Raw genomic sequence first — 12,639 nt, forward strand, 5'->3', positions numbered from 1 at the left:
CTGCCGACCGGCATACTCGATCCATGAGGTATTCACGTGCGCACACCCGCCCGAGGGCGCTGTCGTTGCACGGACGGATTCGAGTGTTGACGATGAGCCTGGCCGCGCTCGCCGTTGCGGTCAGCGCTCTGGCGATCTACCTCGTCGCAGAGCAGTCGCTTCGCTCGCAGATCATCGACCGTGTCGGCCGAAACAGCGATGCGCTGATCGCCAGCGCAGCGTCGGGAGTGCCGGCCGATCTGTTCGGGTTCGGGATCGAGGACACAGAAGGAACCGCGGTCAAAGTTGCGTTGATGACCACCGATGGCACCTTGGTATCCTCGTCCAACGGCACCTACCCCTTCACCAACTCCGATGGTGGGCTCGACGATCCGGAGAAGGCGGTCACCGAGGGCCGCACCGATCGGTCACTGCGGGAGGTTCGCGGCTACTACATCTCCGCCGAGCGCACCGATTCCGGTGAGACCATCATGGTGGCCGAAGCCCTGAGCGGTACCTCACCACTGCTCGGAAAACTCACGCTTGCCCTGATCCTCGTCGGGGCGTTCCTCGTCGCCCTCGCTGGTGTGGCCGGCGCAGCCGTCGCTCGCACCGGCCTTCGTCCGGTCAGACGGTTGCGCGCCGGAACGGAACGAGTGGCCAGGACGGGTGCCTTCGAGCCCATCGACGTCAACGGAGACGACGAACTGGCCTCTCTCGCCAACAGTTTCAACGAGATGCTGGCTGCGCTCTCGCGGTCGCGGGCACGACAGGGACAGTTGATTGTCGACGCCGGTGCCGAACTGATGGAACCGTTGACCGCTCTGCGCACCAACATCGATCTGTTGATGTCCCTCGACGGCCCGAATGCCCCGGTCATGCCCGACGAGCAACAGGACCGACTGCGCGTGGAGGTCATCGAACAGATGGACGTCATCATCGGACTGGTGCACGACTTGGTCGACCATGCCAGAGAGCCCGCACCGACCCAGCAGTGAGAACCCAGCAGTGGGCACCGAGCAGGGCCCGCGACTCAGGATCCGAGTCGTACACCGGTGAGAACCTCGGATGCGTCCCACAGACGTCGCGCATCGTCCATGCTGCGCAACGGCTTCCACATGGAGACCTCGGCCGGCGGACCACCGATCAGGCGTCTGGGTCCTACGAACTGGTCGCCTCGCGACAATGTTCCCGCTGCTGCCACCACAGCCGGCTGCGCGGCGCTGTCCACGCTCCCCGCAATCCCGACGCGAGCCAGAACGCTGATCAGCCCGCGGCCGGCCGAATCCTTGGGTCGTCCCAGGCCCGGTTGAGCCGCAAGCAGATTCGTCGGGGAGATTCCGGGATGCGCCATGTTGCTGGTGATTCCCCACCCGCCGGCCCTACTGCGCGCCTCGAGCTCACGGGCGAACAGCCCCACAGCGATCTTGGATTGGCTGTAGGCCTTCATGACGTCGTAGGACTGCTCCCAATTCAAGTCGTTCCAGTTGATGGCCCCCACGCGTGCCGCGATGCTGGTCTGGTGAGTGACCCGTGCTGCGCCTTCTCGGAGCAGTGGGAGCAGGCCGAGGGTGAAGGCGAAGTGACCGAGGTGGTTCGTACCGAATTGCAGCTCGAACCCGTCCTGGGTGACCTGCCGCTGCGGCGGTTGCATGACACCGGCGTTGTTGACGAGAACGTCGATCGGTCGGCCTTCCGACAAGAACTCGTCGACCGATGCGCCAACGGAGGTCAGTGACGACAGATCGAGGAGCCGAGTGCTGACCTTCGCGTTCGGCACGGATGACCGAATCGATTCGACTACCCGCTCTCCCTTGGCGGCTGAGCGCACGGGCATGACGACCTCGGCTCCCGAACGAGCGAGAGAAGTCGCAATCACCGCGCCGAGACCGTCACTCGCTCCGGTGACGACGGCACGCTTTCCAGTGAGATTCCTGATCGATGTATCTGCGATGCGGGCCATTGTGAGCTCCTCGGCTGTAGTGATCGAGCGATTTGGATGCGCTGACATCCATGGTCGTGCCACACGCCGCTCTGATCCAGGACTTGCCGATCCACTGATGAGCAGACCTCGTCAGGTCAGTACGTCAGTACCGACAACCGAGAGCAGTTCCAATCTTGCATAGCTCTCGCTGCCCGGCACGGCTGTGTACACCAGCAGTCGATGCGATTGCTCGGGGTCGAGCAGCGTCTGACAATGCAGCTCGATCTGGCCGACCGCCGGATGGATGAAGGTCTTGAACTCGGGGGGACGAACACCCACTTCGCGCCGCTCCCACAACACTCGGAATTCCTCGCTGGACGCTTGGAGTCGAGCGGCCAGTCGAGCCGCCTGTGAGTCCGGGCCGCGCAGGGTCGCGACTTCCCGTAAACCCGAGGCGTATGCCCTCGACAGCAAGGCGCGATCTTCGAGCGGATAAGACTGCTGGACAGCAGGATCGGTGAACCAGCGATATCCGAGACTTCTATCCGGCCCGGTCCGGTGCGTTGCGTCTCCGGTCAAGGCTGCTGCCAGAGGCGTCTGTCGAAGGGTCTCTCCGATCTCGGAGATGATCTCGGCCGGCGTGTCGTGCAGGCGATCCATGATGCGCAACAGGCCAGGGCTGACGTGCTCGCTTGCCGCACCGCGTACCGGTGGACTCTGGCCGGCCAAGCGGAAGACGTGGTCGCGCTCGTCCAACGACAGGTGCAGACCCTGCGCTATCGACGCGATCATCTGCTCCGATGGAGCGGGGCCTGTTCCGCGCTCGAGGCGCGCGTAGTAATCGGTCGACATGTGGCACAGGCCGGCTACTTCTTCCCGGCGCAGACCCCGCGTTCGACGCCGTTGTCCACGCGGAAGTCCGACATCCTCGGGCTGTAGCGCCTCTCGGCGCTGCTTGAGAAAAGCGGCCAATTCCGGTCTGTCGATCAACAGAACCCTCCTCTGTCGTGCGTTGCCCGCCATTGTGCTCCTTCGGTACTCGCTATTGTCGAACGATGAATGCCCCTTTGACGATCGTGACCGGCGGCAGCCGCGGAATTGGAGCCGCAGTATCTCGGCGACTCGTGGCCGATGGGCACGACGTCGTGATCGCCTACCGCTCCGATTCTGCGGCCGCCGACGCAGTGGTGAACGAACTGTCGAGCGCCGACCGAACGGTCGTCGCGATACGTGCCGACACCACTGACGAGCGGTCGGTGATCGATCTGTTCGCTGCTGCTGCCGAGATCGGCACTGTCACCGGATTGGTGAACAACGCCGGATCGGCGCGTGCAGTAGGGACACTTTCGAACAACGACATCGAGACGATCAGGGCAGACTTGGACGTCAACCTGCTCGGCGTCCTGACCTGCTGCAAGTACGCCATACACGCGATGGCCGACCACGGCGGTGCCATCGTCAACATCTCCTCCGCGGCAGCCACCATCGGAAGTCCCGGTATGTACGTGCACTACGCCGCGGCCAAGGCAGCCGTCGACACCTTGACGGTCGGTCTGTCCAAAGAGCTTGCCGCGCAGAACATTCGTGTCAACGCCGTCGCGCCGGGAGTCATCGAGACCGAGTTTCACAAAGACCGTGAGCGACCACGGAAGATGGCGTCGAGCATCCCCCTCGGCCGCCCTGGAGTACCCGACGAGATCGCCGGCGCGGTGTCGTGGCTGTTGTCCGAGGATTCGCGCTACGCCACCGGAACGGTCGTCAGAGTCGCAGGCGGAATGTGACGGACACTCGGCATGCCGATCAGCGAGGCGGAAGTCGATGCAGCTCGACGTCTGTCAGCTCGCCGCCATCGGCAACGGCGGTGAGGTAGGTACAGAACGGCTGCCGACGCCGGTCCGTCGGAGATCCGGGGTTGAGCAGCCGTAGACCGTTGTCGGCCGTCGTATCCCACGGAATGTGACTGTGTCCGAACACGAGGACGTCGGTATCGGGGTATGCGGTCGCCATCCGGCGCTCGCGTCCTGTCGCGGCTCCGGTCTCGTGGACGACGGTGAAGCGCACGCCGCCGAGTACCACGTCGGCACGTTCGGGCATGACCGCACGCAGCTCGTCGCCGTCGTTGTTTCCCCAGCAGGCGACCAGCGAACGAGATCGCTGCGAGAGTGCCTCGAACGTCGCGAGATTCACCCAATCGCCGGCATGGATCACCACATCGGCGTCGTCGACGGCGGCCCACACCTGATCGGGCAGCACTTTCGCTCGGGTGGGCAAGTGAGTGTCCGCAATGATCAGTAGCTTCACGCCTCGATTCTGCACCGGCGTCCTGCTCGATGACGCGCGGGCAGGCCGAGTTCATCAGCGAAAGTCTCTGGATCGGGACGCAACTCGCAGATCCATCAATTGCAGATGGTCTGCCACCACGGTCACCGCCCCCTCGGCATTCTGCACTTTGCCTCGAATGAGCAACGCCGGAGCGGTGATTGCGAGTTTGCGGTACTTCGCCCACAACCCCACCGAGCACACGACGTTGACCATGCCGGTTTCGTCTTCGAGGTTGATGAACGTGACGCCTCCCGCGGTTGCCGGACGTTGACGATGCGTCACTGCACCGCCGACGAGGACCCGGTCGCCATCGGGGATCTTCAGCAGCCGATTCGCGGGCACCACGCCGAGGGAATCCAGCCGATCCCGGAAGAACTGAGTGGGGTAGGAATTGGGTGACACTCCCGTTGCCCAGACATCGGCCGACGCCAGATCGAGGTCCGTCATACCCGGCAGCGCAGGCGCTTTCGTCGATGCGCCGACGCCGGGGAGCAGACCGGGCCGCTCCCCCGCGGCCGCTCCGGCAGCCCACAACGCCTCTCGACGAGTGATGCCGAAACACCCCAGCGCGCCGGCCGTGGCCAGTGCTTCCGCTTGCGCCACCGACAGTTCGACGCGTCCCGTCAGATCCAGAAACGAGGTGTACGGCCCGTGTGCGTCTCGCGCATCGACGATCTTCTGGGCAAGTGTCGTCCCGATGAACTTCACGTCCGCCAAACCCATGCGGATCTCGAGACCGTCTGCCTCGAGATTTGCATGGCCGAGGCTGGCGTTGACGTCGGCACCGTGCACGACCACGCCGTGCCGTCGGGCATCGGCCACCAGAGACTGAGGTGAGTAGAAGCCCATCGGCTGAGCGCGTAGCAAACCGGCACAGAATGCCGCCGGATGGTGCAGCTTGAACCACGACGAGTAGAAGACCAACGAGGCGAAGCTCTGCGAATGGCTTTCGGGAAAGCCGAAGTTGGCGAATGCCGAGAGCTTTTCGTAGATTCGATCCGCGGCTGCACCGGTGATGCCGTGCAGATCACGCATTCCGTCGTAGAACCGTCCACGAAGCAATTCCATCTTCTCCGGAGACCGTTTCGATCCCATGGCTCGACGCAGCTGATCGGCATCGGCGGCGCTGAAGCCCGCGACGTCGATGGCCATCTGCATCAGCTGTTCCTGGAACAGCGGCACCCCGAGAGTTCGATCGAGAGCTTTCTTCAGCGACGGATGATCGAAGGTGACCGGTTCGAGTCCGTTGCGCCGCTTGACGTACGGGTGCACCGAGCCACCTTGGATGGGACCGGGACGAATCAAGGCGACCTCGACGACGAGATCGTAGAAATTACGCGGCTTGAGCCGCGGAAGAGTGGCCATCTGGGCCCGCGACTCGACCTGGAACACACCGACCGAATCGGCCCGTTGCAGCATCTCGTACACCGCATGTTCGGACAGGTCGATCGAGGCGAGGTCGATCTCGATGCCCTTGTGTTCGGCGACCAGGTCGATCATGTAATGCAGAGCCGAGAGCATCCCGAGCCCGAGCATGTCGAACTTGACCAAACCCACTGCGGCACAATCGTCTTTGTCCCATTGCAGCACACTGCGATTCTCCATCGTCGCCCATTCCACCGGGCACACGTCGGCGATCGGTCGGTCGCAGATCACCATTCCTCCCGAATGGATGCCGAGGTGACGCGGAAAGCCCTCGATCTGACGCGCGAGGTCGAGAACGGAATCGGGGATCCCGTCGCCGTCCTGATCGCCGATTCCGGACCACCGGGTGATCTGCTTGCTCCACGCGTCCTGTTGCCCCTGGGAGAACCCGAGAGCGCGGGCCATGTCTCGTACCGAGGACTTCCCGCGATAGGTGATGACGTTGGCGACCTGAGCGGCATGGGTACGGCCGTACTTGGCGTACACATGCTGAATGGCCTCTTCCCGCCGATCCGACTCGATGTCGATGTCGATGTCGGGTGGTCCGTCGCGTTCGGGTGCGAGAAACCGCTCGAACAGCAACTTGTTGGCGACCGGATCGACATTCGTGATTCCGATGGCGTAGCAGACGGCCGAGTTCGCCGCCGAACCTCGCCCCTGGCACAGGATGTCGTGGGTCTTGCAGAAATGAACGATGTCGTGCACCACCAGGAAGTAACCCGGAAATTCGAGCCGCTCGATGATGTCGAGCTCGTACTCCAACTGCGAATATGCAGCCGGGTTCGCCGACTGCGGGCCGTACCGCCGGGCAGCACCCTCGAACGTGAGCCGCCGCAGGTAACTGATCTCGGTGTAACCGTCGGGCACCTCGAAGGGTGGGAGACGAGGCGCAATCAGTTTCAGATCGAACGTGCATTCTCGACCCAGTTCGACGGCACCGCGCACTGCACCGGGATAGTGCTCGAACAGCTCCGCCATCTCCGCCCCCGACCGCAGATGTGCACCGCCCGTCGGTGCCAGCCACCCTGCCGCCTCGTCCAGACTGCTCCGGGCACGTACCGCAGCCATCGCCATGGCCAACCTTCGGCTACGTGGACTGGCGTAGTGCGCCGCCGTGGTGGCGATCATCGGCAGACCGTACCGGCGAGCCAGGGCCGCGAGAGCGTCGTTGCGCTCGTCGTCGTCGGCAGTGCCGTGCCTGGTGAGCTCGACGGTGACGCGCTCGGCCCCGAACCGATCGACCAGATCACGCAGCGCGAGATCGGCCGCCTCCGGCCCACCCCGCGAGAGCGCTTGGCGGACATGCCCTTTGCGACAACCGGTCAGGATCTGCCAGTGCCCTCCCGCCGATTCGGTGAGTTCGTCCACGTCGTACCGCGGCTCACCCTTGACTCCGCCGGCCAGATGCGCGGCCGCGATCCGACGCGACAGCCGCCGATACCCTTCCTGTCCACGAGCGAGCACCAGAAGATGCGTACCGTCGGGATCGCTCGCTCCGGCCCTGGACCGGTGGGTGTCGAGCGTTAGCTCCGCACCGAACACTGTTCCGATGCCGAGGGCTCGTGCTGCCTCGGCGAAACGTACGACGCCGTAGAAGCCGTCGTGGTCGGTGATCGCAATGGATTCGAGTCCCAGACGCACCGCTTCCTCGACCATTTCCTCCGGCTGCGATGCTCCGTCGAGAAAGCTGAACGCAGAATGCGCATGCAGTTCTGCGTACGGTGTGGACGGCCCCACCGAATCGGGCCGGCGACCCTGGTAGGCGTCGCGTTTGCGCGACCACGCCGGGCTGTCGCCCCCATCGCCTTCGACGACCGGCTTGGGGCGCCCGGAGAGGACTCGCTCCATTTCCGACCAGGTGGGCGGCCCGTCGTTCCATCCCATCGAGACCACCTCCTTCACACCGTCACACACATCGTCGAACACTTGTTCTAATGAGAACACGAGGGTCCGACACGATCAACTACAGTCGAATCGCTACTCACCCCTTCCACAGAGCCGGAGCACAGTTGTGACGCGTTGGGCATCGTTCGTCGTATCGCACAAGCGATGGGTGCTCGCCGTCGTCGTCGCGGTCGTAGCCGTCGGCGGCGTGCTGGGACTGGGCGTCTTCTCGAAACTGAGCGAGGGCGGATACGCCGACGCAGGCAGCGAATCGTCACAGGTCGCGCGGCTGGTCCAAGGCATCGGCCAACCGACCCCCGACATCGTCGCGATCTACACCGCACCCGACGGACGCACGATCGACGACATCGGACCACAGGTGCAGTCGACACTCGACGAATTCCGCAGCCGCTACACCCTCGGAAACGTGAACTCCTACTGGACCGCGGACCCGGTGACCAAGGAATTCCTGGTCTCGAAAGACCGAACCAAGGCGCTGGTGACCATCTCCCTGGGTGCGAAATCGGGAGTTACGTTCAACACGTTCGGTGAGCTACCTCCACAACTCGTCGTCCCCGGCATCGAGTCGCAATTCGCCGGCGCATCGGTCGTGGGAGTCTCGCTCAGCCAAACCCTCGAGCGAGACCTCGTGCGCTCGGAGATCATCGCCGTCCCCATCACACTTCTGCTTCTCGTCTTCATCTTCGGTGGCGTGATCGCCGCAGCGGTACCGGTGTTCGTCGGAATTCTCAGTGTGCTCAGCTCGCTGGCAATCCTGCGGGTGCTGACCGAATTCACCGAGGTGAGCTCGTTCTCGATCAACGTCGCGTCGTTGCTCGGCCTCGGCTTGGCCATTGATTACGGACTGTTCATCGTCAGTCGATTCCGCGAGGAACTCCGCACCGGGTCGTCGTCGATGGAGGCGACCGTACGTACCGTGTCCACTGCGGGCCGCACCGTCGTCTTCTCCGGACTGCTGCTGATCTGCGCGTTCGCGGGCATGCTGGTCTTCCCGCAGGCGGTGATTCGATCCCTCGGTTTCGGTGCCATGGCCGCGGTGGCCAGCGCCGCCCTGCTGTCCCTGACCGCGGTGCCCGCCCTGCTCGCCCTTCTCGGCACTCGCATCAACTCCTGGACCTGGTCGCGTACCGCCTCGGACCGCAGCGACGCACGCGCACACAAGTTCTGGGGTGGTGTCGTCACCCGAGTGATGAAGAATCCAGGAATCGTCGCCGCCGTCATCGTCGCCGGCTTGTTGATTGTCGCCACCCCGATTCTGAAGGTCTCCCTGGGGGAGGTCGACTACACCGCACTACCGAAGAACGATCCGGCACGGGCAGCCTTCGAAACCCTCGCCACCGACTTCGAGTCCACCGGCGACGGTGCCACCGTGGTGCTGCGGGGTCTCGACGGCGTCAAGCCTCAGGGCCCGCCCGTTGCGGAACTGACCGCAGCGATGAACGCCACCCCCGGCGTGGCCCGAGCCGAATTCCTCGGATCCAAGGACGATCTGGTGGCATTCCAGGCGTCCTACAGCGAACCCAGCGACGGAACGACCGAGGCTCGGTCCCAATCGAATGCGGTGACTGCCCTCCGCGCGATCACTCCACCGGACGGCACCGAAATCCTCGTCGGCGGCGGACGCGCGAACGTCGACGACGGTAATGCCGCGATAGCGAAATGGCTGCCGGTGATGATCGCGATCATGGTGATCTCGACGTTGGTCCTGCTCTTCCTGGCCTTCGGCTCGATAGTGCTGCCGATCAAAGCAGTTCTCATGGCCGGGCTGAGCCTGGCAGCGACCTTCGGAGCACTGACCTGGGTGTTCCAGGAAGGTCACGGTGCAAGCCTGCTGGGAGTGACGCCCGGTCCGCTCGAGTCGACCTTCGTCGTACTCATCCTCGCAGTCATCTTCGGCCTGTCGACCGACTACGAAGTGTTCTTGATGTCTCGGATGGTCGAAGCGCGCTCGGCAGGTGCTTCCACCGAGGAGGCCGTCATTTTCGGAGCCCAGCGCACCGGACGCATCGTCACTGCCGCGGCCCTGATCCTGATCGTCGTCACCGGAGCGTTCACGATCTCGGGCCTGTCGATCATGAAGTTCCTCGGCTTCGGCGTGATTCTGGCGCTGATCATCGACGCCACCATCATCCGCATGCTGCTGGTGCCCTCCTTGGTCAAGCTCATGGGCGAAGCCAACTGGTGGGCCCCGGCGTGGATGAAGAAAGTGCACGAGAAGGCCGGTATGGGGCACTAGCCGTCAAACTTACCGAGGAGTAAGGTCGCCTCGCATGGCGAGCTACATCGTGACCGGCGGTACCGGGTTTCTGGGTAAGAACGTGCTGCCCCGACTTCTCGGACGTGATGCGGACGCCATCGTCCATGTACTCGTTCGACCGCAATCGGTCGCTCGACTCGAGAAGCTGGCCGACGAGCTGGACGGCGGCGACAGAATCCGCCCACTGATCGGCGATCTCGTCGAACCCGGGCTCGGCCTGAAAGACGTTCCGGCCGACGTCGATCACATTCTGCATCTCGGTGCCGTCTACGACCTCACGGCGGGAGACGAGCAAACCCCGACCAATGTCGCCGGAACGGCGTCGGTGGTCGAACTGGCGAAAAGGACCGGCGCTTGTCTGCACCACATCTCGTCGATCGCAGTGGCAGGTGACTACCGAGGGACGTTCTCCGAGAACGATTTCGACAAGGGGCAGAACTTTCCGACGGCGTATCACCGCACCAAGTTCGAGTCCGAGAAACTGGTTCGCGGCAGCTCCGCAGACTGGCGGGTGTACCGCCCTGCTGCCGTGGTCGGGCACTCCGAGACCGGCGCGACAGACAAGATCGATGGCCCGTACTACTTCTTTCCACTGTTCGCCGAGCTGGCGAAACTGCCGGCGGTCCTGCCGATCACGGTACCCAAGATCGGACACACCAACCTGGTTCCGGTCGACTACGTCGCGGACGCCATTGTGGAACTGGTTCACCGAGACACCCCGTCCGGCAGCGTTTTTCACCTGGTGAATCCGGAACCTCAGTCGATGGCCGAGGTGTACTCCGCATTCTCTTCGGCTGCCGGATCCCGCGCCAGAATCGTCGACATCCCAGGGAAGCTGGTTGCCCCCGTGGTGTCACCCACATCCGCAGCGGTTCGGAAACAACGCAACGCTGCGCTTCGCGATCTGGGCGTGCCGCCGGTGATGCTCGATCATCTGACTCTGCCGACCGTCTTCGAGTCCGCAACGACACAGAAAGCATTGCAGGGCAGCTCCATCGCACCGCCGCCACTGCGGACGTACGCCGACCGCCTGTGGCAATACTGGATGGAGAATCTCGACCCCAAACGCAACCGCCGAGACGATCCACGCGGTCCGCTGTTCGGCCGTCACATCGTCATCACCGGCGGGTCCTCCGGTATCGGCAGAGCCAGTGCGGAGGCCGCTGCACGAAAAGGAGCGGTGGTCATCGTGCTCGCGCGCGGCCAAGATCAGTTGGACGAGGTCGTCCAGCAGATTCGCGCCGACGGCCATGTCGCTCATGGGTATTCGTGCGATGTCACCGACAGTGAGTCTGTCGAACGAACAGTGAAAGCGATACTGCACGACCACGGGCATGTGGACATGCTCGTCAACAGCGCGGGCCGATCCATTCGCCGCGCGCTCTACCGTTCCACCGACCGACTGCACGACTACGAACGCACCATGGCCGTCAACTACTTCGGCGCGATTCGTGTGGTGTTGGCGCTACTGCCGCACATGCGCGAACGCAGCTTCGGGCATGTGGTCAACATCTCCAGCGCTGCAGTGCTGGGGCACCCACCTCGGTTCTCGGCGTACGTGGCGAGCAAGGCAGCACTCGACGGTTTCACCGATGTTGCTGCAGCAGAGACGCTCTCGGACGGAATCACCTACACGACCATTCACATGCCGCTGGTGGACACCCCGATGATCACCCCGACGGGCGACAAGAACGTCGGCACTGTCTTCTCACCGGAGAAGGCAGCCGCGATCGTCATCCGCGCGCTGAGCGACAAGCCGAAGCGAATCGACACCCCCCTGGGAACACTCGGACAGTTCGGGGCCATCTTCAGCCCCAAGGGCAAAGATCGCACGATGCATCAGCACTACCGAAAATTCGCCGAGTCGGCCGCCGCCAAGGGCGAAACGCCGGTACCCGTCGAAGACGGGAAAGCGCCCTATCGGGTTCGGCCGTACGACCCGTCGACCCCCAGCGCGCGTATCGGCAAGGTCGTCCGCCGCATCGGCAGGTTGGTACCCGGCACCAGTTGGTGACGTGCACGTCAGGGGGCCACGGCAGTCCACAGGGTCCAGCGATCGCGTTCGATCAACTCACCTTCGGCCAGGCGAGCCCTCAGATGCTCGACCAACTCCGTAAGTTCGACGTCGGAGAGTTCGTGCAGGATCGAGCGGCCTGTTCTGCCCGCGATTTCGTCGAGGTATTCGTCAAGGCCGGAGTAGCGGCGACGGGTTTCCCAGAATTGCTGCGTAGCGACATCGAGGAATCCAGCTCGGGACAACGCGCCACGGACATCGTCGACGCCATGCCGTCGTCGAAGTTCGATGTCCATCAGCCGTGGAAATGCGTCGAAAAAATAGCCGCGCGGGTTGGTTGCGGAGCCGGACAGCCCGGCGTCCTCGGCCGTGCGGTCCTGGATGATCACCGTCCCACCCGGTCGTAGAAGCCGAGCAGACTCGAGCGCCACTGTGTAGGCGTCGGGCAGATGGTGAACGAGGGCGCGAGCGAACACGATGTCGGCTTGTCCGTCGGGCAAGCCGGTGTGCTCGGCACCAGCGCAGACGAATTCGATATCTTCGGGCGACGAGCGTCGGGCCGATTCGAGGATCGGCGGACTCGAATCGATCGCCGTCACACTCGCCCCCATAGAACGCCATGCCCGCGCATAGGTTCCGCCGCCGCACCCGAGATCGACCACGTGCGATCCGACCGGATCGACGATACGGACGACGGCGTCGCTCCAAGATGAGTCGGCCTCACGGTTCGAGTAGGTGTTGTTGTTGCGCGGATCACGAAAGTCGATAGGCATGTGAACGAGTACAGCGAGCCACACCGAGGGCGTCCACCAT

The 12,639-nt window shown here is 63.7% G+C and carries 9 protein-coding genes; 4 read left to right on the forward strand and 5 right to left on the reverse strand.

Features of this window, described 5'->3' with window-relative positions; all coding sequences use genetic code 11:
* Positions 1 to 23 precede the first annotated feature (23 nt).
* A complete protein-coding gene (locus tag J2X62_RS00200) occupies positions 24 to 977 on the forward strand; it encodes a HAMP domain-containing protein (RefSeq protein WP_032365671.1) in 954 nt (317 codons plus the stop codon).
* A gap of 35 nt (positions 978 to 1,012) precedes the next feature.
* On the opposite strand, the gene J2X62_RS00205 is transcribed toward J2X62_RS00200, so the two are convergent.
* On the reverse strand, positions 1,013 to 1,942 hold the full coding sequence (locus J2X62_RS00205) for an SDR family oxidoreductase (RefSeq protein WP_094642947.1): 930 nt from the start codon (positions 1,940 to 1,942) through the stop codon (positions 1,013 to 1,015).
* Positions 1,943 to 2,053: 111 nt separating this feature from the next.
* Positions 2,054 to 2,926 (reverse strand): helix-turn-helix transcriptional regulator, encoded by an 873-nt coding sequence (locus J2X62_RS00210; protein ID WP_230074733.1) that lies wholly within the window; start codon positions 2,924 to 2,926, stop codon positions 2,054 to 2,056.
* A gap of 32 nt (positions 2,927 to 2,958) precedes the next feature.
* Between J2X62_RS00210 and J2X62_RS00215 the strand changes: the two genes are divergently transcribed.
* Positions 2,959 to 3,684: an SDR family NAD(P)-dependent oxidoreductase gene (locus J2X62_RS00215; protein ID WP_094642946.1), complete on the forward strand. Its 726-nt coding sequence runs from the start codon at positions 2,959 to 2,961 to the stop codon at positions 3,682 to 3,684.
* Between the two features lie 19 nt (positions 3,685 to 3,703).
* On the opposite strand, the gene J2X62_RS00220 is transcribed toward J2X62_RS00215, so the two are convergent.
* Together J2X62_RS00220 and J2X62_RS00225 are read right to left on the reverse strand one after the other, a co-directional pair.
* Positions 3,704 to 4,204, reverse strand: coding sequence for a metallophosphoesterase (locus tag J2X62_RS00220; protein ID WP_032374686.1), 501 nt, complete (start codon positions 4,202 to 4,204; stop codon positions 3,704 to 3,706).
* Between the two features lie 54 nt (positions 4,205 to 4,258).
* Positions 4,259 to 7,534, reverse strand: a complete 3,276-nt coding sequence (locus J2X62_RS00225; protein WP_310176038.1) for an error-prone DNA polymerase — start codon at positions 7,532 to 7,534, stop codon at positions 4,259 to 4,261.
* Between the two features lie 127 nt (positions 7,535 to 7,661).
* Between J2X62_RS00225 and J2X62_RS00230 the strand changes: the two genes are divergently transcribed.
* Entirely contained in the window at positions 7,662 to 9,791 is a 2,130-nt protein-coding gene (locus J2X62_RS00230) for an MMPL family transporter (protein ID WP_032387027.1), read from the forward strand.
* Between the two features lie 34 nt (positions 9,792 to 9,825).
* The gene (locus J2X62_RS00235) at positions 9,826 to 11,826 is read left to right on the forward strand and encodes an SDR family oxidoreductase (RefSeq protein ID WP_310176052.1); all 2,001 of its coding nucleotides are present in this window, start codon (positions 9,826 to 9,828) and stop codon (positions 11,824 to 11,826) included.
* An 8-nt stretch (positions 11,827 to 11,834) separates the two neighbouring features.
* Here J2X62_RS00235 and J2X62_RS00240 read toward each other — a convergent pair whose 3' ends face one another.
* Positions 11,835 to 12,599: a class I SAM-dependent methyltransferase gene (locus J2X62_RS00240; protein ID WP_204857432.1), complete on the reverse strand. Its 765-nt coding sequence runs from the start codon at positions 12,597 to 12,599 to the stop codon at positions 11,835 to 11,837.
* Positions 12,600 to 12,639: the final 40 nt, after the last annotated feature.

Source organism: Rhodococcus sp. 3258, from assembly GCF_031456475.1.
Taxonomy (GTDB): domain Bacteria; phylum Actinomycetota; class Actinomycetes; order Mycobacteriales; family Mycobacteriaceae; genus Rhodococcoides; species Rhodococcoides fascians.

Coding starts and splice junctions, on each gene's coding strand:
- J2X62_RS00200 (WP_032365671.1), top strand. CDS start 24: ATGAGGTATTCACGTGCGCACACCCGCCCGAGGGCGCTGTCGTTGCAC.
- J2X62_RS00205 (WP_094642947.1), bottom strand. CDS start 1,942: ATGGCCCGCATCGCAGATACATCGATCAGGAATCTCACTGGAAAGCGT.
- J2X62_RS00210 (WP_230074733.1), bottom strand. CDS start 2,926: ATGGCGGGCAACGCACGACAGAGGAGGGTTCTGTTGATCGACAGACCG.
- J2X62_RS00215 (WP_094642946.1), top strand. CDS start 2,959: ATGAATGCCCCTTTGACGATCGTGACCGGCGGCAGCCGCGGAATTGGA.
- J2X62_RS00225 (WP_310176038.1), bottom strand. CDS start 7,534: ATGGGATGGAACGACGGGCCGCCCACCTGGTCGGAAATGGAGCGAGTC.
- J2X62_RS00235 (WP_310176052.1), top strand. CDS start 9,826: ATGGCGAGCTACATCGTGACCGGCGGTACCGGGTTTCTGGGTAAGAAC.
- J2X62_RS00240 (WP_204857432.1), bottom strand. CDS start 12,599: ATGCCTATCGACTTTCGTGATCCGCGCAACAACAACACCTACTCGAAC.